General features: G+C 70.7%; 22 protein-coding genes. 9 read left to right on the top strand and 13 right to left on the bottom strand.

What is annotated here, in order from left to right:
• On the bottom strand, positions 1 to 999 hold a 999-nt coding region (locus tag DLJ58_RS25725; protein ID WP_148098011.1), incomplete at its 3' end, for a glycoside hydrolase family 5 protein.
• 375 nt (positions 1,000 to 1,374) lie between these two features.
• Here DLJ58_RS25725 and DLJ58_RS25730 point away from each other — a divergent pair.
• From DLJ58_RS25730 to DLJ58_RS34945, 3 genes are read left to right on the top strand one after another with little or no spacing between them, the layout of a single operon-like run.
• Positions 1,375 to 2,337: a TIGR03557 family F420-dependent LLM class oxidoreductase gene (locus DLJ58_RS25730; RefSeq protein ID WP_124860067.1), complete on the top strand. Its 963-nt coding sequence runs from the start codon at positions 1,375 to 1,377 to the stop codon at positions 2,335 to 2,337.
• Entirely contained in the window at positions 2,334 to 3,020 is a 687-nt protein-coding gene (locus DLJ58_RS25735; RefSeq protein WP_244219123.1) for an alpha/beta fold hydrolase, read from the top strand. Before DLJ58_RS25730 ends, DLJ58_RS25735 begins: the two co-directional genes overlap by 4 nt.
• Complete coding sequence (locus DLJ58_RS34945; protein ID WP_279635911.1) at positions 3,017 to 3,145, top strand: hypothetical protein; 129 nt, start codon at positions 3,017 to 3,019, stop codon at positions 3,143 to 3,145. The genes DLJ58_RS25735 and DLJ58_RS34945 overlap by 4 nt, the downstream gene beginning before the upstream one ends.
• Positions 3,146 to 3,157: 12 nt before the next feature.
• Here DLJ58_RS34945 and DLJ58_RS25740 read toward each other — a convergent pair whose 3' ends face one another.
• From DLJ58_RS25740 to soxR, 8 genes are all read right to left on the bottom strand, one after another.
• A complete protein-coding gene (locus DLJ58_RS25740) occupies positions 3,158 to 3,976 on the bottom strand; it encodes a hypothetical protein (RefSeq protein ID WP_124860069.1) in 819 nt (272 codons plus the stop codon).
• 65 nt (positions 3,977 to 4,041) lie between these two features.
• Entirely contained in the window at positions 4,042 to 4,851 is an 810-nt protein-coding gene (locus DLJ58_RS25745; RefSeq protein ID WP_124860071.1) for an endonuclease/exonuclease/phosphatase family protein, read from the bottom strand.
• An 11-nt stretch (positions 4,852 to 4,862) separates the two neighbouring features.
• Positions 4,863 to 6,353, bottom strand: coding sequence for a phosphatase PAP2 family protein (locus DLJ58_RS25750; RefSeq protein ID WP_124860073.1), 1,491 nt, complete (start codon positions 6,351 to 6,353; stop codon positions 4,863 to 4,865).
• Positions 6,354 to 6,423: 70 nt separating this feature from the next.
• Positions 6,424 to 7,425 (bottom strand): YihY/virulence factor BrkB family protein, encoded by a 1,002-nt coding sequence (locus tag DLJ58_RS25755; RefSeq protein ID WP_124860075.1) that lies wholly within the window; start codon positions 7,423 to 7,425, stop codon positions 6,424 to 6,426.
• Positions 7,418 to 8,422 (bottom strand): diacylglycerol/lipid kinase family protein, encoded by a 1,005-nt coding sequence (locus DLJ58_RS25760; protein ID WP_124860077.1) that lies wholly within the window; start codon positions 8,420 to 8,422, stop codon positions 7,418 to 7,420. The genes DLJ58_RS25755 and DLJ58_RS25760 overlap by 8 nt, the downstream gene beginning before the upstream one ends.
• A 93-nt stretch (positions 8,423 to 8,515) precedes the next feature.
• Positions 8,516 to 9,094, bottom strand: coding sequence for a Clp protease N-terminal domain-containing protein (locus tag DLJ58_RS25765; RefSeq protein WP_124860078.1), 579 nt, complete (start codon positions 9,092 to 9,094; stop codon positions 8,516 to 8,518).
• Positions 9,094 to 9,330 carry an HTH domain-containing protein gene (locus DLJ58_RS25770; RefSeq protein WP_030336062.1) on the bottom strand — a complete coding sequence of 79 codons (237 nt, stop codon included), beginning with the start codon at positions 9,328 to 9,330 and terminating at the stop codon, positions 9,094 to 9,096. Before DLJ58_RS25770 ends, DLJ58_RS25765 begins: the two co-directional genes overlap by 1 nt.
• 32 nt (positions 9,331 to 9,362) lie before the next feature.
• A complete protein-coding gene (soxR, locus tag DLJ58_RS25775; RefSeq protein WP_124860080.1) occupies positions 9,363 to 9,842 on the bottom strand; it encodes a redox-sensitive transcriptional activator SoxR in 480 nt (159 codons plus the stop codon).
• Between the two features lie 84 nt (positions 9,843 to 9,926).
• Here soxR and DLJ58_RS25780 point away from each other — a divergent pair, with 84 nt between their 5' ends.
• Positions 9,927 to 10,808, top strand: coding sequence for an NmrA/HSCARG family protein (locus DLJ58_RS25780; RefSeq protein WP_124860082.1), 882 nt, complete (start codon positions 9,927 to 9,929; stop codon positions 10,806 to 10,808).
• Between the two features lie 92 nt (positions 10,809 to 10,900).
• Positions 10,901 to 11,761: a universal stress protein gene (locus DLJ58_RS25785; protein ID WP_124860084.1), complete on the top strand. Its 861-nt coding sequence runs from the start codon at positions 10,901 to 10,903 to the stop codon at positions 11,759 to 11,761.
• Between the two features lie 119 nt (positions 11,762 to 11,880).
• Here the strand turns inward: DLJ58_RS25785 and DLJ58_RS25790 are convergent, their stop codons facing one another.
• On the bottom strand, positions 11,881 to 13,278 hold the full coding sequence (locus tag DLJ58_RS25790; protein WP_124860086.1) for a GDSL-type esterase/lipase family protein: 1,398 nt from the start codon (positions 13,276 to 13,278) through the stop codon (positions 11,881 to 11,883).
• Positions 13,279 to 13,613: 335 nt separating this feature from the next.
• Entirely contained in the window at positions 13,614 to 16,613 is a 3,000-nt protein-coding gene (locus DLJ58_RS34950) for an SGNH/GDSL hydrolase family protein (RefSeq protein ID WP_124860088.1), read from the bottom strand.
• Positions 16,614 to 17,239: 626 nt separating this feature from the next.
• On the opposite strand from DLJ58_RS34950, the gene DLJ58_RS25800 reads away from it, so the two are divergent.
• Together DLJ58_RS25800 and DLJ58_RS25805 are read left to right on the top strand one after the other, a co-directional pair.
• Positions 17,240 to 19,633: a phosphoketolase family protein gene (locus DLJ58_RS25800; protein WP_124860090.1), complete on the top strand. Its 2,394-nt coding sequence runs from the start codon at positions 17,240 to 17,242 to the stop codon at positions 19,631 to 19,633.
• On the top strand, positions 19,594 to 20,502 hold the full coding sequence (locus DLJ58_RS25805) for a universal stress protein (protein ID WP_208741332.1): 909 nt from the start codon (positions 19,594 to 19,596) through the stop codon (positions 20,500 to 20,502). Before DLJ58_RS25800 ends, DLJ58_RS25805 begins: the two co-directional genes overlap by 40 nt.
• 53 nt (positions 20,503 to 20,555) lie before the next feature.
• Here DLJ58_RS25805 and DLJ58_RS25810 read toward each other — a convergent pair whose 3' ends face one another.
• Positions 20,556 to 22,901: a heavy metal translocating P-type ATPase gene (locus tag DLJ58_RS25810; RefSeq protein ID WP_124860094.1), complete on the bottom strand. Its 2,346-nt coding sequence runs from the start codon at positions 22,899 to 22,901 to the stop codon at positions 20,556 to 20,558.
• A 250-nt stretch (positions 22,902 to 23,151) separates the two neighbouring features.
• On the opposite strand from DLJ58_RS25810, the gene DLJ58_RS25815 reads away from it, so the two are divergent.
• Complete coding sequence (locus DLJ58_RS25815; RefSeq protein WP_124860096.1) at positions 23,152 to 24,147, top strand: Acg family FMN-binding oxidoreductase; 996 nt, start codon at positions 23,152 to 23,154, stop codon at positions 24,145 to 24,147.
• A 97-nt stretch (positions 24,148 to 24,244) separates the two neighbouring features.
• A complete protein-coding gene (locus DLJ58_RS25820) occupies positions 24,245 to 25,918 on the top strand; it encodes a sensor histidine kinase (RefSeq protein ID WP_124860114.1) in 1,674 nt (557 codons plus the stop codon).
• Positions 25,919 to 25,933: 15 nt separating this feature from the next.
• Here DLJ58_RS25820 and DLJ58_RS25825 read toward each other — a convergent pair whose 3' ends face one another.
• Positions 25,934 to 26,572: a response regulator gene (locus DLJ58_RS25825; RefSeq protein WP_124860098.1), complete on the bottom strand. Its 639-nt coding sequence runs from the start codon at positions 26,570 to 26,572 to the stop codon at positions 25,934 to 25,936.
• Between the last annotated feature and the right edge of the window lie 78 nt (positions 26,573 to 26,650).

The raw sequence follows: 26,650 nt of genomic DNA on the forward strand, positions 1-26,650 counted from the left end.
CGGTGGAGGGGTGCCGCCGAAGACGCTGGCCTCGCGGGCGGTCTGCCGGATGCCGTTGACGCCGTTGAAGAGGCGCTCACCCCAGTCGGTCAGGCTCGCCGGATTGAAGTTGGTGGCCAGGTCGAGATACTCGACGCCGCCGCCGTTGCCGCTCCACGACCAGCCCAGCCAGCCGATCCCGTTGGCCTGGCTGTACGCGAGGATGGCGTCCTCGTCCGGGTTCCCGTCGGAGTGGTTGAAGCCGAACTCACCGACCACGATGGGCAGCCCGGCGGTGCGGAACCGACCCAGGTAATCGCTGATCTCCGCAGCGGTGTCGAACACCCCGTACATGTGGATGGAGAACACGGTGTTGCGAGCCGGGTCGGCGGCGAAGACCGACGCGGCGTTGTCGCGCATCGTGAACGACCAGTCCTGCCCCCAGTTCGGCGCGTCCACCATGATCGTGTGGGTCAACCCGCCGGCCCGCAGGCGCTTGATCGCATTGGCGTTGTCGGTGGCCCACGAGGCGTAGTTCTGGTTGCCGTACGGCTCGTTGCCGATGTTGACGATGACGTACCTCTCCTGGCCGGCGAGGACGTCGGCGAGGCTGAGCCAGTAGTCGACGGCGCGGTCGAGGGTGATCGCCCCGCTCTGCTCGCCGTACCCGGTGGTGTCATGCACCTCCAGCACGCAGATCAGTCGGTTGGCCTTGCAGAGCGAGATGACGTTGGCGACGTCGGCGTTGGTGTTGCGGGTCCACCGGTCGCCGCTGGAGAGCACCACCCGCACGGTGTTCGCGCCGAGCGCCTTGACGTCCGCGAACGAGCTGGTCTGCTGCGGGTACCAGGTGTGCGCGTGGTTGACGCCGCGCATGATGAATTCGGCGCCGTTGGCGTCGTACAACTTGCCGCCAGCGACGGAGAAGCCAGCCGCGGCGTGTGCCGGCTGGCCGAACGCCAGCACGGTGACGAGCAACGCGAGCAGGGTCGCGCCGGCGGCGGAGAGTCGAGTCTTCATGGCCTTCCTCAGGGAGGACCCCCGGTGCCCGACAGGGGTGGGGACGTGACAGGGGAAGGCGGCTGCAGCCCGGCAGCCGCGCCCGGCTCCCGGCGCAGGCATCAGCGTAGGACGGTGGATTGGTCCTCGCAACCGGTTCAGTTGAGGGGCCCGCAGCCCGGACAGCCGCAACGGCCCACGCGGACGCGGGCCGTCACGGGGCGGTCATCCCCACCACAGGATGTGCGCCACACCCGGCTCTTAACCGGTTAAGACCGACGGTAGGCAGGCGGCCGGGATCCGTCAAGCACTGCGGCAGCCGAACCGGACGGGAGGGTTGACCGCCGTGCACCGGGGTATCCCGGGAACGATCCGTCAGCGAGAGGGGACACCAGGATGGTCAGCGTCGGCTACACCCTGATGAGCGAGCAGGCCGGGCCCAAGCAACTGGTGGACCATGCGGTACGGGCCGAGGCGGCCGGTTTCGACCAACTGGTGGTGTCCGACCACTACTACCCCTGGCTGGACTCCCAGGGCCACTCCCCGTACGCCTGGTCGGTGCTCGGTGCGGTCGCCCACGCCACCTCCCGCGCGGAGCTGATGTCCTTCGTGACCTGCCCGATCCGCCGCTACCACCCGGCCGTGGTCGCGCAGAAGGCAAGCACCATCGGGGCGCTCTCCGATGGTCGTTTCACCCTCGGCCTGGGCGCCGGGGAGAACCTGAACGAGCACGTGGTCGGCGGCTGGCCGCACGTCCAGCAGCGGCACGAGATGTTCGAGGAGGCGTTGCAGATCATCCGGCCGTTGCTCAACGGGGAGACGCTGACCTTCTCCGGCAACCACTTCGACGTGCCCGACGCCTACGTCTGGGACCGCCCGGACCAGCCGGTGCCGATGGCCATCGCCGCGTCCGGTCGACAGTCCGCGACGCTGGCCGCCGAGTACGGCAACGGCCTGATCTCCACCGAACCCGACCGGCACATCATCGAGATGTACGACGACGCCGGGGGCGCCGGCCAACCCCGCTACGGCCAGGTGGCCATCTGCTACGGCCCCGACGAGGCGGAGTGCCGCAAGATCGTGCACGACCAGTTCCGCTGGTTCGGAATGGGGTGGAAGGTCAACGCAGACCTGCCCGGCCCGGAGTCCTTCGCCGCCGCCACCCAGTTCGTCCGCGAGGAGGACGTCGCCGAGGGCATCTCCTGCGGTCCGGACGTGGACGCGCACGTCGAGGCGTTCCGCAAGTTCGTCGACGCCGGCTTCACCCACGTGGCGATCATCCAGGTGGGCGGGGAGACCCAGCCGATGTTCCTGGACTGGGCGCAGGAGCAACTGCTGCCCCGGCTGCGCGAGCTGTGAACCAAGGCGCGGCACCCCGACCGCCCGGGTCGACCCACCTCAGCGCCGTCGGCCGGTTCGGGCCGGCCGAGCTGCGGCTCGCCATGGCCGCGCCCCGGCCAGCCGGCGGGCTGACCAGCGAGTGGCGGGTCGTCGACGGACTGCGCACCCACACCCGCCGCAGCGCCGACCCGGGGACCGGGGAGCCACCCGTGGTGCTCGTGCACGGCCTGGCGGTCTCGCACCGGTATCTCACCCCGCTGGCCGTCGCGCTCGCCACAACCCATCAGGTGTACGTGCCGGACCTGCCGGGCTTCGGACTCACCGAACACCCTCGGGACGCGTACGACGTCCGCCGGCACTCCGACCACCTGGCTGCCTGGCTGGCCGCGTACCAACTGCCGCCGGTCTGCCTGCTGGGGCACTCGTTCGGCGCGGAGGTGGCCGCCGCGGTCGCCGCGACCCACCCCGACGCGGTACGCGCACTGGTGCTGGCCGGACCGACGAGTGACCCGGCGGCCCGGTCCCGACGGGGCCAGTTCGGTCGTTGGCTGGTGGACAGCCTGCGCGAGGCGCCGCTGCAGGCCCCGATCCTGGTGCGGGACGTCTGGAACGCCCGGCCCTGGCGGGTCCTCGCGACGCTGTCGCACTCGGTGCACAACGCCATCGAGGCGGCCCCTCAACCCGCACTCTCGGACAGGTGAACATCATGCGCTTCGGCAACACGGAGATCCGCCCGCTCGGCGGCGGCCTCGGCTGCCTCCTGATGATCCTCTTCTCGATCGTGGCGTCGGTGGTGCTGACCGTCCTGTTGAATCTGGTGCTCTGAGCCCCGTACGTCCTAACGGCGCAGGCCCAGGGCGTTGAGCACCTCCCGTACGGCCAGCCGGACCGGGTCGAGCACCGAACGACGGGCCCAGCGGGCCGCGGGCGCGACGGTGGCCCGCCACATCGCCCTGAGGCCCCGCGCCACCGGCACGACCGTCACCGACCAGACCCACCGGACTCCGGACAGCAGGGGGCGCAGCAGCAGTCGGTGGAGCAGTCGCAGCACCCGGCCGGCCGTCCGCCACGCACCGACCACCGCGGCGACGACCAGCCGACCGACGGGCGTGAGCACCGTGCCCAACCATCGCAGCGGCCACAGGACCAGGTACCTGGCGAGCCAGACCAGCACGCGCCCCAGGACCACGAGGGCCGGACGCAGCCCATGACGGGTCAACCAGACCAGCGCGGGCCAGATCACCGTGCGGGTGACCCACACCAGCGGGAGCCACAGCAGGTGCCGGGCGCACCAGACCAGCGGGAGCCACAGCAGGTGCCGGGCGCACCACACCAGCGGAAGCCAGACCAGCCGGTGCAGCAGCCAGGCCAGTGGGGCCAGCAGCCAGCGGGACAGGAACCGGCCGACCGGGCGGAGCAGGTACCGGTGCAGCAGTCGGCCGGCAGCCACGATCAGCTCCCAGAGCAGGCGTACCGGCAGCACCACGACCAGCGCCACACCACGCGCGACGGCCGCGACGAGCGGAGGCGCGACGGCGGCCGGCTGCGCCCTGCCCGAGACCGGCGGGTCGGCGGCCGGACGAGCCCCCGGTGGCGCGGCCCGGTGATCGTTCGGCGGACCGGGCAGCGGCGAGCGGAGGGTGCGGCGGTCGGTCACGGTGGCACGGTAATCGGCCCGCGCCACGTCCCGGGTGGCACCGGCCGCGCGAGCCGACGGCGGCGTCAGCCGGGAGACAGCTCCAGCGTGGCGAGCAGCGGATAGTGGTCGGAGGCGGTGGCCGCCGCGCCGTCGCGGATCACCCGACAGTCGTGCGCGCGCTGCGCCACCGCCGGGCTGCCGAGCAGGTAGTCCAACCGCATCCCGGCGAACTCGGCCCCGCCGAGCCGGGTGGGCACGGTGTGGCCCTCGGCCTCCGGCGCGTCGATGTTGCCGGACGGCCAGAGGTCCACCAGGCCGGCCGCGAGCAGTCGGGCGATCGCGCGGGTGTCCACGGCGCCGCCGGAGCGACGCAGGTGCCGCCGCCGGTAGAGAGTGGGCATGCCGGCCAGCCGGGCCGTGTGGTCGACGGTCGGGTCGAGCGAGTTGAGGTCACCGGTGACCAGCGTCAGCGGCCCCTCGCTGCGGCGCATCGCGGCGACCAGCCAGTCGACCTCCATCCGCCGCCGACCCCCGGAGTACGGGTAGAGGTGGGTGCCCAGCACGGTGAACGGACCGGCGGACGTGGCCACCACGACGCGGGCGGCGGCGTGGTGGAACGGACGACGCACCGACCCGGCGTCGACGACCCGGTACGGCGGCCGGACCAGCACGGCCACCGGCTGCCCGAAGCAGGACCGGGCCAGGTGGGGCGTCATCCCCACCCGGCCCGCCACGGTGGCCATCAGCCCGTCCCGGTCGAAGCCGCGCAACTCCTGCAGGGCCAGCACGTCCGGTGCCTGCTCGTCGACGACCTGGACCACCTGATCCAGCCGGTCGAGGCCGCCACGATCCCGGCCGCCGGTGCGGATGTTCCAGGTCATCACCCGTAGCACGACGGCGGCGCCTAGTCGGCTCGGCCGGCCCGCGCCAGCTCGTCGTCGAGGGTGTCCACGTCCTCCGACTCGATGGCCGGTTGGTTGCCTTCCTTCAGGTCCTCGTTCGGTCGGATCACCAGATAGAGCAAGCCGATCCAGAGCGCGGAGAGCAGGATCGCGCCCATGAAGTCGGTGGGGTGGTGCATTCCCCGGTACATCCGGGAGGTGGCCACCCCGACCGGCATGATCACGGCCAGCGCCACGAAGATCCAACGCCACCACCGGTCGGTACGCGGGAACACGATGACGGTGATCGCCAGCCAGACGCAGATCGTGGCCGCGATGTGCCCGGACGGGAACGACGAGGTGGGCATCTGCCCGTCCAGGTTCTCCACCGGCGGACGCGGCCGGTCCACCGCGCGGGCCGACGAGAGGAAGAGGGTCAACTCCCCCACCATCGCCAGCGCCACGAAGAGCACCGGGCGCCAGCGCCGCCACACCGCCAGCACCAGCGGGCAGAACACCAGCGAGATCAGCAGGATGGCATGGGTGTCACCGAACTTGCTCCACCACCAGCTGACGTCGGTCAGCACCTCGGTGTGCCGCTCGGCGAACCACTGCGGCACCTTGGTGTCGAGGGTGTCGAAGAAGGTGCCCTTGGCGTGGTAGCTGACGTACGTGCCGAAGCCGTACAGCGCCCCGAACACGATCACCCAGCCGACCAGCAGCTCGGCCACCGCCGAGCGGGGGTGGGCCAGCACATGTTCCTCGGCCGGGGCGGGGGCGATGTCGTGCCCCGCCTCGGGCTCCAGGCCCTCGGTCAGCGGAGGCACCGGCCGCCCCCGCTCCCGCCGCCACAGTCGGAAGGCGTACGCGGTGACGCCCAGCCAGGCGGCCCCGAGCAACCAGGCGGCCAGCACGTCGGAGACGAAGTGCACACCCAGCGCAATCCGGGTCAGTCCGACCAGTGCCACCAGCACACCGACGCCGACGATGGCCGGCTTGCGCCAGCGAGGCGCCATCGCCGGCAGGAACACCAGCAGCAGCGCTCCGTACGCGACGAACGAGCCGAGCGCGTGCCCGCTCGGGAAGCTGTTGCCGGGCGCGCTGGCGATCGGCACGTCCACGACCGGGCGGAGCCGGCCGACAAGCGTCTTCAGTGACGGGTCGAGGATCAGGCCACCGACCCCCGTGATGATCAGATAGACGGCGAGTCGGGGTTGCCGCCGGATCAGCAGCCCGACCACGGCGATGGTGACCAGCCAGATGAGGATCGGCCGGCCGCCCAGGTCCGTCACCGCCTGGAGCACGGTGACCAGTGCGTGGTGCGGGGCGACGAGCCCGTTGAACCACTCGGCGAGCCCGCGGTCGACATCCTCCAGCGGGCTCCACTGCACCCGGACGAGCAACAACAGCAGCCCGAAGGCCACCCCGGCGCCGGTGACGGCCACCAGGCCGGCGATGCTCCGTTCGGCAAAATGCCCGATCGGGCGCCGTGCCACCTCTTTGACCGCGGTCACCCCGCACCTCCCTTGTCTGTCTGGCGAGGCGCTTTTACCCGATCCGCGTCACACGTACACGCCGGTGCCGCTAGAGCGCCGACATGTCCCCGGTGTCGTACAGCTCGGCGCGGTCCGGGTCGGGCTCCCACAGGTCCGGTTGGGCGGGCTCCCGCACACCGATGCGCAGCGCCTCCAGTTGCGCGGCGAAGGACAGCCCGCCGAAGAGCGCCATCCCGGTCAGGTTGGCCCAGAGCAGCAGCGCCATCATGCCGGTCAGGGCGCCGTAGGTCTGCCCGAAATCGTCACTGAACCGCACGTACGCGGCGAGCAGCAGGCTGGCGAGCCACCACAGCGCCGTGGCGATGCCGGCGCCGAACAGCAGCCAGGACAGGCCGGGCTGGTTGCGGCGCGGCGCGTGTCGGAACAGCACGGCGACGGCGACGACGGTCAGCGCGAGGCTCAGCGGAAAGCGGATCACGTCCCAGATGCCGTTGGCGAGTTCGCCCCACTCGTAGTGTTCGCGGACCGAGTCACCCATCGCGCCGCCGCCGACCAGGATCAGGAAGCCGGCGAGAGCCGGCACGCCGGCGGTGACAGCCAGCACGGCGGCCCGAAGGTATTTCTGCAGCGCCGGACGGTCCCGCTCGACGCCGTAGATGCGGTTGGCGCCCCGCTCGATCTGGGCCATCGTGGTGGTGAGCGCGAACAGGCCGGTGAGCAGACCGAGGGTGAGCGCCAGCTCTCCCGCGTCCTCGACGCGTTCGCCCTCACCGAGCAGCTCGGAGACCATCTGCTCGCTCTGGCCGGGAGTGAGCGCCAGGACGGTGTCGGCGACCACCTGGCCGCCCTCCCGGACGCCCAGCTCGCTGATCAGGCCGGTGAGGGCGATCAGGAACGGCACCACGGCGAGGCAGAGTTGCAGCGCGAAGGCCCGGGAGTGGCTGAACCCGTCGCCGTAGCGGAACCGGATGAAGGCGTCCCGCAGCAGGTGCCAGCCACCCTGCCCGCGCAGTGTGTGCCAGGCGTCGTCGGCGGACAGCTCCTCGTCGGCCATCAGCCGGGTCTCCGGCACGATCCGGGTGCTACTCACGGTGTGCTTCCTCGATCAGCTGCTCGCCCCGCTCCCCGGCACCTTGCGCGTCGACGGCCAGGTCGGGGGCGTCCTCGGGCTGGGGGACGCAGAGCCAGAGCGCCTGCGGCCGGATCTCCGCCCGCAGCTGCCGGCCCGGGGGAATCAGGTCCCCGTCCAACTCCCGAGGCTGCGCCCGGTTGCTGGTGACCACCACCCGCCGGCCCCGGAAAACCTCCAGCTGTGGCACCTGGCCGCTGCGGCGGATCACCGCCCAGCCGAGCGCGAGCCAGTGCCGCAGGTTGCGCGGGGTGAGAACGGCGACGTCGAGCCAGCCGTCGTCCGGCTCGGCCTCGGTCAGCAGGGTCACGCCGCCCTGCAGGCGGCCGACATTGGCGATCAGGACCGAACGGGCCCGGCGGCGCACCGGCGGCCGGTCGTCGATGCGGATCTGCACCCGCATCGGCCGGTCCCGTAGGTGGCGGGCGGCACCCATCACGTACGCCGGCCAGCCGATGCGGGCCTTGGTGGTCTCGTTGGTGGCTTCGAGCATCTGGGCGTCGAAGCCCATGCCGGCCATCACGGTGAAGTACTTGTCCTCGACAGCGCCGACGTCGAGCAGCCGTCGGCCGCGTTCGACGGCGACCTGCAACCCGGCGGCAAGGTCGGTGGAGAGCCCCAGGTTGGCGGCGAGCAGGTTGCCGGTGCCCTGCGGCAGCACGGCGAGGGCGACATCGGTGCCGACCAACCCGCTGACGCAGGACATCACGGTGCCGTCGCCCCCGCAGGCGAAGACCAGGTCGACGCCGGCCTTGACGGCCTGCTCGGTCTGGCCGCGACCCGGGTCGTCGGCGGTCGTCTCGTACCACTGCGGCGCGGGCCAGCCGGCCGCGGTCAGGGCGTCGTCGACGGTACGACGCAACTCGTCGAGATCGTCGACCTTGACCGGGTTGACCACCACCGCGGAGCGCAACCCGCCGTCGCCGCCCGAGGGCCGCCTGTCCTCTCCAGCATCCACGGCGTCAGTGTGCAGCACCCGGACGGCTTCAGCGACCCGGCGACCGGCGCGCGTCGGAAGTGCCACAGACAGGTTTCAACCCGGCCCCACCCGTCAGGCCGCCGCCCGCAGTGCGAGCTCCACCCGCCGGCGCAGATCGTCGAGGTCCACCCCGGATTCGGTGAGCACCAACGCCCCCAGCCCGTTGCCCTCCCGGAGCACCCCGAGCAGGATGTGCTCGGTGCCGATGTGGCGGTGGCGCAGGCGCAGGGCCTCCCGCAGGGACAGCTCCAGCACCTTCTTCGAGCGGGGCGAGAACGGGCCGCCGAGGTACCGCTTACGCCCCCAGCGGCGGCGTGGCGCCGGCACCGCCTCCCGTAGCGCGTCCGGGCCGAAGGACTGCTCGATGCGGGCGACGATCGCGGCCAGGTCGATGCCGATCTCCCGCAGCGCCGCCGCGTCCGCGTCACCGAGGCCCGCGCCGCCGCTGGCGGTGTGCCGGTGGATGCGTTCGCGCAGGTCGTCGGCGCGTACCCCGGCGTCGGCGAGCACCCGGCTGGCCAGCCCGGCCTCGTCGGCGAGCAGGGCGAGCAGCAGGTGCTCGGTGCCGACCGGGCGCTGGCCCTCGACCCGCGCCTCCTCCAGCGCCCGTCGCACCACGTCGCGTGCCCGGTCGGTGAACCGTTCGAACATCACGCCTCCCAGGATGAGTTGACCGCCGGTCGCCCGGCGTGCTTCTTGTGCACTGCCTGCCGGCTGACCTCGAGCGTGTCGGCGATCTCCTGCCAGGACCAGCCCTGTCGACGGGCGTTGTCCACCTGGACCACCTCGAGCCGCTCGAGCAGCCGGCGTAGCGCGCGGACGGCGCGCAGCCCGACCCGGGGGTCGGTGCTGCCGGCTGCCGCCGCGAGTTCTGTCGCCTGACTCATGCCGTCAACATACGTTGACACCAACGCTCATGTCAACCCTGGTTGACGCGATCGGTTCGCGGCGACAGCAACCGGCGTGCTCCGGCGCCCTCACGACCGAGCACGTCCCGTGGATTGGTCAGATGGCAGACCCGCAACGACAGACAACCGCAGCCGATGCACTCGCTGAGGTCGTCGCGGAGCGCCTGCAACTGCGCGATGCGCGCGTCGAGCTCGGTACGCCAGGCCGCCGACAGCCGGGCCCAGTCGTCGGGGGTCGGGGTGCGTTCGCTGGGCAGTTGGTCCAGTGCTTCGCGGATCGCCGTCAGCGAGATGCCGACGTGCTGGGAGGCCCGGATGAACGCGACCCGCCGCAAGGTGTCGCGGCTGTACCGGCGCTGGTTGCCCGCCGTCCGCGTGCTGCGGATGAGGCCCTTGCGCTCGTAGAAGTGCAGCGCGGAGATGGCGACACCGCTGCGGTCGGCGACCTGCCCGACGGTGAGTTCGTGAAACGTGGTGTGGGGCCTTGGCATTGATCGACGGTACCGCTTGACCTCAACCATGGTTGAGGCCAGAGGATCAGCGGCGTCCCCGAACCGCGAACAAGGAGCCCTCCCGTGACCACCGTTCTCGTCATCGGCGCCACCGGGCGGCAGGGCGGTGCCGTCGCCGACCTGCTGCTCCAGCACGGCCACGACGTCGTCGCCTACGTGCGCTCACCCGAGTCGCCGCCCGCCCGGGCACTGTCCGCCGCCGGAGTACGGCTCGCCGTCGGTGACCTGGGCGACCCGGTAGCGCTCGCCGACGCCGCCCACGGTGTCGACGCGGTCTTCGGGCTGTCCGTACCGTTCGGAACCGGCGGGAAGGACGAGGAGGTCGCCCAGGGCCGCCTCCTGGTCGACGCGGCGGCCGAGGCGCACCTCGTCTACTCCTCGGTCCGCGGCGCCGACCGGATGGTCGAGTCCGACATCGACCACGCCGACAGCAAACAGCACGTCGAGGCGTACCTGCGCAGGCAGCAGGGACGCGCGACCGTCCTCGGACCGGTGTACTTCATGGAGAACGTCCTGAACACCGGGTTCAGCCGCCTCAACGACGGCATCCTGGCCAACCCGCTCTCCCCCGGCAAGCCGCTGGACCAGGTCACCGTCCGGGACATCGCCAGCCTCGCCGTGCACGCCATCGAGCACCCCGAGCGGTTCGTCGGCGAGCGCATTGATGTCGTCTCCGACCGGGTGACCGGCGAGGAGGCGGCCCGCATCCTCAGCGACGTGCTCGGCCGCGAGATCCCGTACCAGCAACTGCCGCTGCACCAGGTCCGGCAGTGGGCCGGCGACGAGATCGCCGACATGTTCCAGCGCTTCGAGGACAACACCGACTTCGTCGACGTCGACGCCCTGCACGCCGCGCACCCCGAGGTCGCCTGGCACCGCTACGCCGACTGGGCCCGCGCCGTCGACTGGGACCGGGTCCTCTCCAGCCGGGCGAGCGGGCGATAACGCAACGACGCCGCGCCGCCGTGCTCATCCGACTACCCTCGGTCAGGGACAGCTTGGTCGTGCCGGGCGCGACGCCCGGGAGGTGATATCGGATGGCCGCACCCGCCGACGCAGCGGTGCTGGTCGGCCTCGGGTCGGAACTCGACCTCCCGGTCGTCGAACAGGCCGCGCAGGAGGCCGCCGACCACGGCCGGCCACTGCACCTGCTGCACACCTTCGACTGGAGCGCGGCCTTCGCCGCGGACACCGTCGCCGCACCCCGCGACCAGGCCGAAGAACTGATCACCCGCGCCGCCCAGCTCGCCCACCAGACCGAGCCGGGGCTGACCGTACGCGGGGAGATCGTCGAGAGCTCTGTGCTGCCCACCCTCATCCGCCGCTCGGAGGGCACCTTCCTGCTGGCCGTCGGCGACAGCGGCATGGCGGGAAGCGGTCAGTGCGTTCCGGCCGAGACGACCGCCGTGCAGCTGGCCGCCCGGGCCGGCTGCCCCCTGTTGGTGGTCCGGCGTGAGCCGCCACCGCAGGGCCCGGTGCTGGTGGGGGTGGACGGCTCGCCCAGCTCACACCTCGCCCTGCAGTGGGCCGTGGAATGCGCGGCCCGCCGCGACGCCCGACTGCTGGCCCTGCGGGTGGTGGAGTACGACGAGGACACCGACGCGGTCGCCGAGCAACTCACCGAGGCATTGGCCCGGCACACCGGCCGCGACAACACCGTGCCGACCGAGTGTCGCGTGGTACGCGGCGACCCCGCCGAGGTGCTGATCGACACCTCCCGCAACGCGCAGGTGGCGCTGGTCGCCGCCCGCGGCGACGAACCGGGCCGGGCCATGCTGGGCGCGGTCGCCCAGTCCCTGCTCTACCACTCCCCAGCCCCGGTGGTCGTCGTCCGCGGCCTGGCCGAGGCGCCGCTGACCGGGCCCGACACTCGCCCGGCACCGAACCAACGGCCCTGACCCGGGTGCCATCAGCCGCGACGGCGAACGTCCGGTTTCAACGAGGGCCGACAGGGGGGCGAACCATTCGTGGTCGCGTGGCTGTGGCGCGGTCAGCCGACCGCGCCACAGCACACCGGTCAGGACCGGACGGGCCTCGTGCAGGTGGTCTTGGCGCTCTCCAATGCGCCGTTGATGGCGGTGACGCAGAATTCGTAGTTCATGGCGCCGGCGACCAGGAACCCGACGCCCCAGGTGGTATCCATGATGTTCTCGGGACTCACATGCTCCTCGTCGCCATTGCCGAGGTTGCGAACCCAGACGCGATAGCCAGCCGCATCGGTGGATTTGTTCCAGTCGAGCTTGACGCTTGAGGCGTCGATGACAACGGCCTTCAGGCCGCTCGGCGCCGCGGGAGTTCCGCCGCCGACCAGGACGGGGCGGCCCGGATTCGGCACCCCTCCGCCGCCGCTGGTGTCCCAACTCGATACCCAGACGAGATAGCGGTGGCCGACTTCCAGACCGTCGATATGGGCCGCCTGACCCCTGATTCCGACGGAGCCGAGGAATGCGCCCGGGTCGTCCTGGTCCCAGTAGATGACCCCGAAACGTTCTACCGCCCCGACGGTTTGACCCCAGGTGATGTCGAAACCGGTGCTGGTGGCCCGCGTGACGATCGGGAACGGGCCCGGAGGGGCCGTCGGGCTCGCCACCACGGGCGCCGTCGGGGACGTCCAAGCGGATTTCTGGTCACCGGTGTCGCCGTTGTCGGTGCGGACCTGGTATTCCCACTTCAGGCCATGGCCAGAGAGCGTGTCGTGACGGTTGGCCGCCGCCCTGGACTCACCCCAGTTCGCGGAGCCGACAAGACGGGACCGGACGGTGTATCCGTGGGCACCGAAGACCGCATCCCACGTCACCTTGAGGCCCTGGGGGCCGGGCTCGACGACGACGTTCCTCGGCACGGGCGTGGGCCGCGCTGGAATGGTGGTGGGGATGGCGGGCACGCTGGTCCCGATGCGGAAGTTGTTGACGAGGGTGCGTTGGAACGCCTGGGCGATCTTGAACTCGCCACGGGCGTTGGGGTGCAGCCCGTCGTAGCCGTCCGGACAGCCGTCGGGCCCGCAGGCGTAGTTCCCGCGCCAGTCGACCAACGCCACAGGGGACTGGCTGGTGCTCCACGACGGGATCGAGGCGGCCAGCAGTGTGTTGTAGCGATCGGTGTTGGCTGGCAGGTTCGGGTTGGCGCCGAGGCGGGTGCGCTGAGGGACGTTGGCCAGGGCCAACTTGATGTTGGGGTTGGCGGCACGAGCCTCGCTCACCAGCGTCCTCATGCTGGCGATGGTCCCCTCGGGGTTGTCGACGACCCAGCCCAGGTCGTTGAACCCCAGCCCCACCAGGAGCAGGTCGGGCTTACGCTCCGCTACCTGCGCATAAATTTCATTCTTGACCTGGGCCGCTTGACGGCCCCAGACCGCGAAGTGGTGAGGGTCGAAGGCCGACGCACCCGCAGCGTACCCACCCCAGGTGCGGGGCATGCCCTCCACGGGGGCAGGAGCCCCTTGCAAACGCGGCGGGACCGGGCCGGTTGCTTCTTTAGCCTCGGTCTTTCATCAGTGATTGATCTTGGTTGTTCTGGTCGTTGCTGACGAGGTTCTTGCCGTTGGGCATGGTTGTGGCCCGGCGCGTGGCCGGGTTCCTCGATCCTGTTGCAGGGGCGGGGTTTTGGTTCAGGTCAGCGGTCGGGGTAGCGCTGCGAGCCGGCCCGGCAGGTGAGGCCGGAAACACCTTTAGATCCACAGACCCGGCTGGGCCCCGGAGCCGTGGTGACGGTTCCGGGGCCCAGCTTTTGGTTGTGGTCAAGGTGTGACGGTCAACTGCCGGCTGGTCGTGTGGGGGTCACGCAGGTGGTTCGGGCTGATTCGAGGGTGCCGTTGATGGAGGTGACGCAGTATTCGTAGTTCCAGAAGCCTGAGGTTAGGTAGGCGATGCCGTGGGTGGGTTCGGTGAATGTTTGGTCGCTTGGGGTCAGGGGGCTGCCGTTGGTGAGGTCGCGGGTCCAGACGCGATAGCCGGCGGCTGTGTCGTTTTTGGTCCAGGTGAGTTGGACGGTGTTGGCGTCGAGGGAGTTGATCTGTAGGCCGGTGGGTGCGGTGGGGGTTGTGGTGCCGACCCTGATGGGGCGTGCGCTGTTGGGGACGCCGGAGCCGGTGGTGTTCCAGCTGGCTACCGCGATGATGTAGCGGTGGTTGGGCTTGAGGCCGTCGATGCGGGCGGAGAAGCCTTTGATGCCGGTGCTGGAGAGGATGGCGTTGGGGGTGTCCTGGTCCCAGTAGAGGACTTCGTAGCGTTCGATGGCGCCCGCGTTGGTGGGTACGCCCCAGGTGATGGTGAAGCCGGTGGCGGTGGGCTGCGTGATGATTCCGGTGGGTCCGGCAGGTGCCGTCGGGTTGGCTGTCGCGGTTCTGATGGGTGACCAGGCGGATTTTTGGTCGTCGGTGTCGCCGTTGTCGGTGCGGACCTGGTATTCCCAGGTCAGGCCTTTGACGGAGAGGGTTTCGTGGCGGTTGGCCTGTACGCGGGATTCGTTCCAGGTGGTGGCGCCGACCATCCGGGAGCGGACGGTGTATCCGTGGGCGCCGAAGACCTTGTTCCAGTTGACGGTGACGCCTTGAGGGCCTTCGCCGGCGGTGACTCCGGCGGGTGTGGGGGTGGGTCGGTTGGGGATGGTGGTGGGGATGTCGAGGGGTTTGGTGCCGTATCCGAAGTCGTTGTGCAGGGTTTCGGTGAATGCTCGGGCGATTTGGTATTCGCCTGTGGCGTTGGGGTGCAGTCCGTCGTAGCCGGCGGGGCAGCTGGTGGGTCCGCAGTCATAGTTTTCGCGCCATTTGACTAGCTTCACTGGTGACTGGTTGGTGTGCCAGGTCGGGATCGCCTGGGCCAGCCGGGAGTTGTAGTCATTGGTCTTGTCGGGTAGCTGTCTGTTGACGTTCAGCAGGGTGCGTTGTGGGACGTTGGCTATCGCGAGCTTGATGTTGGGATTGGCTTTGCGGGCTTCGTCGACCAACGTTTTCGTGCTGTCCAGGGTCCCCTGGGCGTCGGTGACGGACCAGCCCAGATCGTTGAAGCCCAGGCCGAGCAGGATCAGGTCAGGCTTCTGCTGCTGCACCTGGTACTGGATCAGGTTCTTGACAATCGCTGCCTGCTGGCCCCACATCGCGAAGTGTTCGTCATCGTCGAAGCTCATACGCTGGTCGTACTTGCCGTCGAAACGTGTCGACTTGTCCTCAGGCTCGGGTAATTGCCCTTGCAGAGTTGGCGGTTTACGTCCGGGTGCCCGGGCAGGCACGGTGCCCTTATAGGGGCCAACGAACTCGGCGTCCACGCCCTGTTCCCTGAACCACTCCGACAGCCGGTAACGCCAGGTCCAGTCGCCCTCCTCACCCTGACTCATCGAATCACCCACCACCATCACCCTGACGCTGCCAGTCGGATCAGGACCGGGGACGGGAGGGCCCGGCGGCGTACCGTGGGTGAAGTAGACGGTGGAGTCACCGTCGCGTTCGTAGTTGCCGTTGAATCCCCAGTTGATCCAGCCGCCGTCGCCGTTGTTCTTCACCACGCCGACGTCGAGCGCGAAGACGGTCATGCCATTCACGTTCGCGAGGTGTTTCAAGTTCGAGAGATAACCAAAGGAGAACTGGTCGATCGACTTGACGACGAGGATGTTCGTGTCAGGGAAGCACTTCTGGTACTCGGTGGTCAGCGACCGGACGAGCTCCCCGCGGTCGCCGGGCACCGACCCGGTGTAGCCGCATCCCGGGTACGGTCCGTTCGCGGTCGACGTGTACTGCGGAGTATCGGAATCGAAGTTGGAATCGGCGAATCCGGCCATGGGGTCGAAGGTGAGGTCGGCCGTCGCCGGATCGGTGAACGCCACCGTCATGCCGTCCGAGCTGCGGGTGAAGTTTCCGTAGAACGCCCAGTTGTTCCAGCCGCCGTCGCCCATGTTGTGGAACGTGCCTGTCTTGAACACATGAACGTCGTAGCGGCCTCGGCTCGCTACCCCGGATGGCCGTCCAACCTCGGTCGAGTCGTTCGCGTCGTAGTCCTGCATGCTGAACGCACTCGCGTACACCTGCGACGTCGGCGGGGACAACCATTCGTGCGATTGCTCGTCGTGCATCACCATGACGTTGTAGTTCGGGAAGCAGGTGCGCACATCGTTGAGCAGTGCCCGTACGTGTCTGCTCTGTGCGTCCTTGCTCAACCCGTCGTAGAGACTGTAGTAGATGGTGCGATCCACCCGGTCGCGGGTCGTCACCTCACACTGCGGACCAGAAGACCATCCCGAGCGCCGCTCGGGAAGCGGCGGCGTCGTGAAGGTCACGGTCCGTCCATCGTCGCTCTTGGTGAAGTATCCGTTGTAGCCCCAGTTCTTGTAGCCGAGGTCACCGGCCTGATAGAAGGTGCCGGATTTGAAGACGTACACCCGATACTTCGTGTCACTCAATTCGATCGTGGTGACGAAGTACGCCTCCGTCATGTGTTGCGTGCTGCCGTTGTGGGGCTGGGCGATCACAACGTTGTAGCCGGGGAAGCAGTACGCCACCCGCCGAACGGCCTCCTTGACCTTGTCCGCCTTCTCGTTCTCCGCGGTGATCGCGTAGGAAACCACCGACGCGAGACCCAGGAACATGTTGCCCATCACGAATTTCGGATTCGCCCACACGATCCTCGGGGCGTTCGCCTTCGGGTCAGCATCAAGGCAGGCCGACGGCAGCGCTCCGGGCGTCACCGCCGCTGCGCTCGCCTCGGGCATGGACGTGTTGAGCGAAGCGGTCAACCCTGCGGTGAGGATGACGGCAGTCACCAGGGACATGCCCCGGCGTGCCCGGCTCACCCGTCTTCGACCACCCTCCGATGACCTCCGAATACCAGACGTTCGAAATGCGAAACCCAACATGGCGGTGCTCCGTTTCGTCTGCGTGCTAGTACTCCAGCCGGGGATGTTGACCTCGGCTGAGCTGCGGTTCGGCGGTCTGACGCTCGCCTCGACGTACGCCGTCGATGGTCTGTCGTCAGTTGTCGGTCATCAGTTCTTTACATCGATGATCTTTGTGTAGAACATATAGATCCACAAGTCTCGAATCGATTACAGCCGCTGGTCTCCCCCGGCCCAGCCACGCCACGCAGCGCAAGCCGAGGTGGTCCTACCGGCGGGTACGCCCGGAGCGGAACACGTTCCCCGACGGCCTTCACGCACCGCCGATCCGACCCCGTCGACGCACCGACGCGACTACCCTCAGTGAGGGAAGAGGTGGCGGCGCGGGAAGGTGGGCCGGATGGACGTACCCCACGGGGGCGCTGGTCGTCGGCACCACCAGTGGGGACCAATGGCTCTGCCCCATCCTTCCGGCGGCGACGAAGCTGGACGTGGCCGGGAAAACCCGGGACACCGGATGCGACGTCCCCGATTTCGCGAGAGGCTCACGCAGCATGGATTCCGCTGTTGACCTGCACAGCCCTCTGACCGAAGACGAACTGCGTCGGCTGGACGCCTACTGGCGCGCCGCGAACTACCTCACCGTCGGGCAGATCTACCTGCTGGACAACCCGCTGCTGCGCGAGCCGCTGACCCCCGACGACATCAAACCCCGGCTGCTCGGGCACTGGGGCACCAGCCCCGGCCTCAACCTGATCTACGCCCACCTCAACCGGGTGATCGTGGCGCGCGACCTCAACGCCATGCTGGTCACCGGCCCCGGTCACGGCGGGCCGGCCATCGTGGCCAACACCTGGCTGGAGGGCACCTGGTCGGAGCGCTACCACGACGTGGCCCGCGACGAGGCCGGCATGTCCCGGCTCTTCCGCCAGTTCTCCTTCCCGGGCGGCATCCCCAGCCATGTCGCGGCGGACGTGCCGGGCTCGATCCACGAGGGTGGCGAGCTCGGGTACGCGTTGAGCCACGCCTACGGCGCCGCGTTCGACCACCCGGACCTGCTGGTGGCCTGCGTGATCGGCGACGGCGAGGCGGAGACCGGGCCGCTGGCCGGCAGTTGGCTCTCCGACGTGTTCCTCAACCCGGCGCGCGACGGCGCGGTGCTGCCCATCCTGCACCTCAACGGCTACAAGATCGCCAACCCGACCGTGCTGTCCCGGATCCCCGAGGCCGACCTGCTCGACCTCATGCGCGGATCCGGCTACCAGCCGTACGTGGTGGCCGGTGACGAGCCCGCCCGGGTGCACCGGACCCTGGCCGCGACGCTGGACCGTGTGCTGAACGAGATCGCCGAGATCCAGCGGCGGGCCCGCTCCGGAGGCGTCGTCGAACGCCCCCGATGGCCGATGATCATTCTGCGGACGCCGAAGGGCTGGACCGGCCCGAGTGAGGTCGACGGCATTCAGGTGGAGGGCACCTACCGCGCCCACCAGGTGCCACTGTCGGGCGTACGCGACAACCCGGCGCACCGGGCCGAGCTGGAGCACTGGCTGCGCAGCTACCGGCCGGAGGAGCTGTTCGACGCTACCGGGGCGCCGGTGGAGGAACTGCTGACGCTGCCGCCGCGCGGTGACCAGCGGATGAGCGCCAACCCGGTCACCAACGGCGGCATGGTGCTGCGCGACCTGACCCTGCCGGACTTCCGCGACTACGGCGTGGAGGTTCCCGAACCGGGTACGCCGATCGCCGGCGCGACCGGGGTGCTCGGCCCGTGGATCCGCGACGTCATCAGCGCCAACCCGGAGACGTTCCGGCTGTTCGGCCCGGACGAGGTCGCGTCCAACCGGCTGGGTGCCGCGTTCGAGGTGACCGACCGGGCCTGGGTGGCCGCGACCGTGCCCGGCGACGACCACCTCTCCCCCGACGGGCGGGTCATGGAGGTGCTCTCCGAGCACCTGTGCCAGGGCTGGCTGGAGGGCTACCTGCTGACCGGCCGGCACGGCGTGTTCACCAGCTACGAGGCGTTCATCCACATCGTCGACTCGATGCTCAACCAGCACGCCAAGTGGCTGAAGGTGACCCGGGCCATCCCCTGGCGGCAGCCGATCGCCTCGCTGAACTACCTGCTCTCCAGCCACGTCTGGCGGCAGGACCACAACGGCTTCTCCCACCAGGACCCGGGGTTCATCGACCACGTCGTCAACAAGAAGGCCGAGGTGGTGCGGGTCTATCTGCCGCCGGACGCCAACACGCTGCTCGCCACGATGGACCACTGCCTGCGCAGCCGGCACTACATCAACGTGGTGGTGGCCGGTAAGCAGGCCGCCCCGAACTGGTTGACGATGACCGAGGCGATCCAGCACACCCGGCGTGGCCTGGGCATCTGGGAGTGGGCCAGCAACGACGGCGGCACCGAGCCGGACGTGGTGCTCGCCTGCTGCGGAGACGTGCCCACCCTGGAGACGTTGGCCGCCGTCGAGCTGCTGCGTCAGAACCTGCCGACGTTGAAGGTACGCCTGGTCAACGTGGTCGACCTGATGCGACTCCAGCCGGACACCGAGCACCCACACGGCCTGACCGACAACGAGTTCGACACCATCTTCACCGAGGACCGGCCGATCATCTTCGCGTACCACGGATATCCGTGGCTGATCCACCGACTCACCTACCGCCGCACCAACCACGAGAACCTGCACGTGCGCGGTTACAAGGAGGAGGGCACCACCACCACTCCGTTCGACATGGTGATGCTCAACGACCTGGACCGCTTCCACCTGGTCATCGACGTGATCGACCGAGTGCCCGGGCTGGCCGCCAGCGCCGCGCACCTGCGCCAACGGATGGTCGACGCCCGGCAGGCGGCCCGCGACTACACCCGCCAGTACGGCGAGGACGACCCCCAGGTCGCCGAATGGCGCTGGGTCCGCGAAACCGATCCGACCACCCCCTGAAGGAGGACGACGTGCGCGACGCGGAGATCCTGGTCGGCTACGACGGCTCCACCGACGCCTCGGTGGCCCTGGACTGGGCACTGGAGGAGGCCCGGCACAGTGGCCAGCCGGTGCGGCTGGCGTACGTCTTCGAATGGCTGACCGTGGCCAGCTGGGTCGGCCCGGGTGTGGCCCCCGGTGTGTGGCCGGACGACACCGCCCGCCGGCAGGTCGAGGACCTGGTCCGCAGGGCCGCGGCGGACGCCACCGCCGCGCACCCCGGCCTGACGATCACCGGCCAGGTGTACGACGGGCCGCCCGCGCTGGTGTTGCAGGAGAGCTCGGCCGAGGCCGGGTTGTTGGTGCTCGGCAGCCGGGGCCACGGCGGATTCGGTGGCCTGCTGGCCGGGTCGACGGCGGTGTCGGTCGCCGCGCACGCACACTGCCCGGTCGTGGTGGTCCGTGACGGGGCCGGCCGCGCCCCGGCCGACGCGTCGGCCGGCCCGGTGGCGGTCGGCGTGGACGGCTCGGAACCGTCGCTGGTGGCGCTCGGCTTCGCGGCCGAACGGGCGGCGCAGCGGCAGGTGCCGCTGCGCGTCCTGCACGCCTGGACACCGGGCCCCAACGCCGAGGCCGGGGTGCCCGATGAACGGGCTGCGGTGGAGCAGGCGCTGGAACCGTGGCGGCGGACGTTCGCCGAGCTGACCATCACCGTCGACCTGGTCCCGACCAGCCCGGCGGCGATGTTGATCGAAGCGAGCCGCGACGCGCGGCTGGTGGTGGTCGGCAGCCGGGGTCGGGGCGGGCTGGCCGGGATGCTGCTCGGCTCGGTCAGCCAGCAGCTGATCCAGCACGCCCACTGCCCGGTCGCAGTGGTCCGGGAACGCTGACGTCCGCTGGCCTGGGTCGCCGTACCCGCGGGTACGGCGACCCGGGCCAGGGGTCACCGCCGCGCGGGTGCCGAGTCGGACGGGTCGAGGGAGAGGAACTCCTCCTCTTCCTGAGCCAGGTGCAGGCGGAGCACGGCGTCCAACCCGTAGAGGGTGGCCAGCAGGTCGGGGATCTGGTCCGTGCGTAGCCGACCATCCTCGGTCTGCGCGAGCTGGGCACCGAGCAGGTCGACCTGGCGGCGGATCTCCACGTGCGCCCGACTCATCGTCGAGGTCGCTTCATCGCTGCCCAGCGGGGAGGCCAGCGCGGGGTAGAGCTCCCGCTCCTCGGCGGCCTCGTGCGGCAACACCTGGTCGGTCAACCGGCGGTGCGTCTCCCGTACCGCCGGCAGGCACCTCGGCGAGGCCGGATCGGTGGCGACCAGGTCGGCGGTGTCGCGCAGCCCGGCCAGAACGTCGCGTACCGCCTGGTGCTCCCCGGCGAAGCGGGCGAGCAGCTCCCGGGTGCGCGGTGGGACGTCACGGCGGCGCAACCCACCGCCGAGTGCCCGCAACGCGTTGAGGATGACCAGCACGTCGATGCCCTCCTGGAGGAACGCGCCAGCGACCGGGGGCAGCCGGCCGGCCGCCGCCGCGAACATCGCCAGCACCGCCAGCCCCATCCCGACGGTGGCGCTCTGCACGGCGATGCGCCGGGCGTACCGGGCGATCTCCACCGCGTCGGCGAGCCGGTCCAGCCGGTCCACGGTGAGCACCGCGTCGGCCACGTCCGCCGACGCGCTCGCGCCGGTCGCGCCCATCGCCACGCCCACGTGCGCCTGAGCCAGTGCCGGTGCGTCGTTCACCCCGTCGCCGACCATCACGGTGACCGCCCGGTCGGCTTCGGCCCGTACCCGGTTCACCTTCTCCTGCGGCGTGCAGTGGGCGAGTACGTCGTCCACGCCGACCGCCTCGGCGACCTGAGCGGCGGTGGCCGGCCGGTCACCGGTGACCATCACGATGCGCCGCAGCCCTGCCGCGCGCAGCCGGCGTACGGTTCGGCGGGCGTCGGGGCGTACCGGGTCCTCCAGCAGGATCGCGCCGAGCGGGCCGTCGTCGTCGCTGACCCACACCGCCGACCAACCGGCCAGCTCGGTGCGGGCCCGCGCCCGGTCCGCCCACTCCGGCAACTCGCCCGTGAACTGACCGACATTGACCAACCGGCCGTCGATCCGGCCGCTGACCCCTCGGCCCGGCTCCTCGGTCACATCGGTCGGCTCGGTCAGCGCCAGCCCGCTCTCCCGGGCCTGCCGGACCAGCGCGGCGGCCAGCACGTGTGGGGAGAGCTGTTCGACCGAGGCGGCCAGCCGCAGCACCTCGTTCCGGTCGCCGCCGGGGGCGACGATCGTTTCGGCGGCACGCGGGCGGCCGGCGGTGAGCGTGCCGGTCTTGTCCACCAGCAGGGTACAGGCCCGGCCGAGCAGTTCCAGCGAGCCGCCATCGCGGATCAGCACACCGCGCCTTGCCACCCGGGACAGCCCGGACACGATCGCGATCGGGGTGGCCAACAGCAGCGGGCAGGGGGTGGCCACCACCAGCACCGACACCGCCCGGACCACGTCGCCGGAGAGCAGCCACGCCAACCCGGCCAGAACCAGCGTGAACGGCACGAACGCGGCGGCGTACCGGTCCGCCAACCGGACCATCGGGGCCTTGTGGGCGGTGGCCTCCTCGGCCAGCCGGACGATTCCGGCGTAGGTGCTCTGCGCCGCGCTCTTCGTCGCCCGCATGCCGAACCCGGCTCCGGCGTTGACCACGCCGCTGGCCACCGCCTCACCGGCCGTCCGCTGGACCAGCCGCGACTCCCCGGTCACCACCGACTCGTCCAGGGTGGCCGCGTCGTCGATGGTCCCGTCGACCGGCACCACGTCCCCCGGGCCGACCAGCAACCGGTCCTCCACCGCCACCCGGTCCAGCGGCACCACCTCGATCGCGCCGCCAGGCCCACGCCGACGTGCGGTACGCGGAGCGCGCTCCAGCAGGGCCCGCAGGTCGCGGGTGGCCCGGCGCTGCGCGTACGCCTCCAATGACCGTCCGGTCGCCACCATCACCGCGATCACCGCCCCGGCCAGGTACTCCCCGACCCCGAGCGCGCCGGCCAGGGCAAGCACGGCGATCACGTCCACGCCGAAGTGCCGGTGCCAGAACGCCCGCAACATCGACCAGACGGCGGGCAGCAGAGCAACCACCGTGACGGCCGCCCAGATCAGGTCGGCTGCGCCGGCCCGGCCGGCGATCCGCAGCACCGCACCCGCCAGCACTGCGGCGGTGAGCCCGACCAGCGGCGCCCACGCCCACCAGCGGCGGGTACGGCGTCGGGCCGGCTGCTCCGGCACACACTCGGTCGCCTCCGTCCTCACCTGCGCATCGTCGCAGCACTGGGCCGCCACCGGCCGGACACGAGGGTTTTCGCCAGCCAAGCGGCAATCATCTGCGGCGGACCGCACGATGCCCGGACGGGCGGCGGGTCGGGGCGATGGGCGTAACGACCCGGCGGGGTCGGGACCTGCGGCCCCTGCGCGACGGCACCGGATGCCACAGGATGAGGCGGCAACCCGGTACAGCACCGCGTCGTGAGGCACGATGAGCAGAGACGGAAAGGTCGTGACCATGAGTCAGGAAAGTCAGCTGACCACCGCGCTGGCGGAGGCCGCCGCCACAGCCGGCCACGCCCCCTCGGTGCACAACACCCAGCCGTGGCGTTGGCGGGTGCTGCCCGACGCGCTGGAGCTGCGCTCGGTCGCCGACCGGCAGCTCGCCGCCAGCGATCCCGAGGGTCGACTGCTCGCGATCAGTTGCGGCACCGCCCTGCACCACGCCCGACTGGCGCTGGCCGCCGAAGGGTGGCGCGCCGTGGTGGAACGGCTGCCCGACCCGGCCGACAGCGAGCTACTGGCCCGGCTGACCGACCTCAGCCACACCACGGCCGACCCGGACGCCATGCGCATGGTGCAGTGCATGCAGGTCCGGCACACCGACCGGCGGCCGGTCAGCGACGAGCCGGTGCCGCCCACCGCGATCGAGGAGATCAGCCGGGCGGTCACCGCCGAGGGTTGTCGGTTGCAGATCCTCGACCGCGACGAGATGTTGGAGCTGGCCGCCACCGCCGGGCACGCCGACACGGTCGAGGCCGAGGATCCGGAGCTGCGCGCCGAGCTGGCGTACTGGACCAGCCGGGCCGGCGAGGGCACCGGCCTGCCCGCCGAGGTGCTGCCCGAGCAGCCTGCGCAGACCACCGTGCCGGGCCGCGACTTCGGCCGTCCCGGCAGCCTGCCGGTGGGCCCGGGCCACGACCGGATGGCGGTGTACGCGATGCTGCACGGCGACGAGGACGAGCGGGACAGTTGGCTGCGCGCCGGCGAGGCGCTCTCCGCCGGTTGGCTGACCGCCACTCGGCTTGGCGTGTCCGTGGTGCCGCTCAGCGCGGTGGTGGAGGTGCCGGGCACCCGGCAGACCTTGCGTCAGATGCTCTCCGGGATCGGCTTCCCGTACATCGCGTTGCGGTTGGGCATCGCGGACCCGACGCAGGCGGGCCCGCCGCACACGCCGCGGCTGGCCACCGCGCAGGTGGTCGACACCTCCGCGGTCCGGGGCGAGCACGGTTGACGGTCTCGGCCAGAAAAGTCACCGGCGCTACCATCGCCCGGTGACCAGCAGCGCGCCGCAACCCCCTCGGGAATCGCCAGCGACCCCATCGCTCGGGCTGAGCCCTCTGTCGCGGGTCCGCCTCGACGAGCTGTTGCAGGAGATGCTGGTCCGGGTCGGCGAGGTGATGACCAGCCGGGAGCGCCTGCGGGCCCTGCTCGACGCGGTGGTCGGCATCGGCACCAACCTGGATCTGCGCACCACCCTGCAACGCATCGTGCAGGCGGCCTGCGAGTTGGTCGGCGCCCGGTACGGCGCGCTCGGCGTGGTCGGTCCGGACCGGCTGCTGCACGACTTCATCGTCCACGGCATCACGCCCGAGCAGCACGAGCGGATCGGCGACCTGCCGCACGGGCGGGGCGTGCTCGGCCTGCTCATCGACGATCCCCGGCCGCTGCGGATGCCCGACATCACGCAGCACCCCCGCTCCTACGGGTTCCCGGCCAACCACCCGCCCATGCACAGCTTCCTGGGCGTGCCGGTCCTCATCCGCGACCAGATCTTCGGCAACCTCTACCTGGCGGAGAAGCAGGGCGGCGCGGAGTTCACCGAGGACGACGAGGAGATCGTCGTCGCGCTCGCCGCCGCCGCCGGCGTGGCCATCGAGAACGCCCGCCTGTACGCCCTGGCGCACCGGCGGGAACGCTGGCTCGCCGCCACCGCCGAGATCACCACGGTGCTGCTGGGCGAGGTACGCCGTACCGACGCGTTGGCGTTGGTCGCCCGCCGAGCCCGCGAGGTCGCCGAGGCCGAACTGGCGCTGGTGCTGCTCTACGACACCGACACCGAGCAGTTCTCCGTGGATGTGGTCGACGGCCCCGACGAGCAGGCCCACGCGCTCGTCGGCGCGGTCCTGCCCGCCGCCGACACCAGCTTCGGCGCGGCGGTCGCCGAGGGCCGGCACGACCAGGTGGACGACCTGGCGCACGCCGCGCCGTGGCCGGCGCTGCTGCACACCGGCCCGGCGATGATCTCGCCACTCACCACCGCCGAGACCCTGCACGGCGTGCTGATCGTGGCGCACCGGCCGGAGCGCGGCGGTGGCGCCAGCGAGGAGGACCTGACGCTGCTGGGCAGCTTCGCCGGGCAGGCCGCGCTGGCCATGGAACGGGCGCGCGGCCAGGAGGAACGGGAACTGCTGGTGGTCCTGGAGGACCGCGAGCGGATCGCCCGCGACCTGCACGACGTGGTGATCCAACGACTCTTCGCCACCGGCCTGCAACTGCAGAGCGCCGCCCCGATGGCCCGCCCGGAGCTGGCCAAGCGGATCAACGCGGCGGTCGACGATCTGGACGCCACCATCCGCGACATCCGCCGGACGATCTTCGAGTTGCGTACGCCGATGACCTCGGAGCTGCGCACCGAGATCCGGGCGGCGGTCGAGGCCGCCGCCGAAGCGCTGGGCTTCAAGCCGCACCTGGAGCTTTCCGGGCCGGTGGACAGCGCCGTGCCGGACGCCATCCGCCCGGACCTCACCGCCGTGCTGCGCGAGGCGCTGTCAAACGTGGTCCGACACGCGCAGTGCACCCGCGTCGACGTCGCCGTACGCGTCGACTCCGGCCAGCTCACCGTGACGGTCACCGACAACGGGGTGGGCTGCGACCCGGCCGCCGCCCGGGGTGGCCTGGTCAACCTGCGCGAACGCGCCAGCCGCCTCGACGGCACCTTCACAGTCACCGCGGCCGAGTCGCACGGCACCGAGGTGTGCTGGGCCGTGCCGCTGCGCGACTGACTCCCGCGACCCGGGTCAGGGCGCCTTGCCGAGCAGACGCGTGGCCAGAACGGCGGCCTGCGTGCGGCGCTCCAGGCCCAGCTTGGCCAGGACGCTGGAGACGTAGTTCTTCACCGTCTTCTCCGCCAGGAACATCCGACCGGCGATCTCCCGGTTGGTCAGCCCCTCGGCCACGTACTCCAGGATCCGCCGCTCCTGCTCGGTGAGCGACTTCAGCTCGCGCGGCTGCTCGACGCCGTTGCGGATGCGCTCCAGCACCCGGGTGGTGATCGCCGGGTCGAGCAGCGACTGCCCGGCCGCGACGCGACGCACCGCGTCGACCAGATCGGTGCCACGGATCTGCTTGAGCACGTACCCGGCGGCACCCGCCATGATCGCCGCGAACAGCGCCTCGTCGTCCTCGTACGAGGTGAGGATCAGCCCCTTGATGGACGAGTCGACGGCGCGGACGTCGCGACACACGTCGATGCCGTTGCCGTCCGGCAGCCGCGCGTCGAGGATCGCCACGTCGGGCCGCAGCGCCGGGATGCGGCGGGCCGCCTCCTGCGCCGAGCCGGACTCGCCGACCACCTCGATGTCGCCGCTGCTCTGCAACAGGTCGGCGAGGCCACGGCGGACGACCTCATGGTCGTCGAGGAGGAACACACGGATCATCCCTCTTTTCTACAGGCTGCCCGTGGCCCACCGCACGGGCCGAAGGTCCCGATCGGCCCGGAGCGAGCGGGCGCTCGG

The organism is Micromonospora arida, assembly GCF_003857035.1.
GTDB classification, from domain to species: domain Bacteria; phylum Actinomycetota; class Actinomycetes; order Mycobacteriales; family Micromonosporaceae; genus Micromonospora; species Micromonospora arida.

Bases quoted from the DNA above. Each gene is read 5' to 3' on its own strand.
- DLJ58_RS25730 (WP_124860067.1), top strand. From the start codon at position 1,375: ATGGTCAGCGTCGGCTACACCCTGATGAGCGAGCAGGCCGGGCCCAAG.
- DLJ58_RS25765 (WP_124860078.1), bottom strand. From the start codon at position 9,094: ATGTTCGAACGGTTCACCGACCGGGCACGCGACGTGGTGCGACGGGCG.
- DLJ58_RS25770 (WP_030336062.1), bottom strand. From the start codon at position 9,330: ATGAGTCAGGCGACAGAACTCGCGGCGGCAGCCGGCAGCACCGACCCC.
- soxR (WP_124860080.1), bottom strand. From the start codon at position 9,842: ATGCCAAGGCCCCACACCACGTTTCACGAACTCACCGTCGGGCAGGTC.
- DLJ58_RS25785 (WP_124860084.1), top strand. From the start codon at position 10,901: ATGGCCGCACCCGCCGACGCAGCGGTGCTGGTCGGCCTCGGGTCGGAA.
- DLJ58_RS25790 (WP_124860086.1), bottom strand. From the start codon at position 13,278: ATGCCCCGCACCTGGGGTGGGTACGCTGCGGGTGCGTCGGCCTTCGAC.
- DLJ58_RS25800 (WP_124860090.1), top strand. From the start codon at position 17,240: ATGGATTCCGCTGTTGACCTGCACAGCCCTCTGACCGAAGACGAACTG.
- DLJ58_RS25805 (WP_208741332.1), top strand. From the start codon at position 19,594: ATGGCGCTGGGTCCGCGAAACCGATCCGACCACCCCCTGAAGGAGGAC.
- DLJ58_RS25815 (WP_124860096.1), top strand. From the start codon at position 23,152: ATGAGTCAGGAAAGTCAGCTGACCACCGCGCTGGCGGAGGCCGCCGCC.
- DLJ58_RS25825 (WP_124860098.1), bottom strand. From the start codon at position 26,572: ATGATCCGTGTGTTCCTCCTCGACGACCATGAGGTCGTCCGCCGTGGC.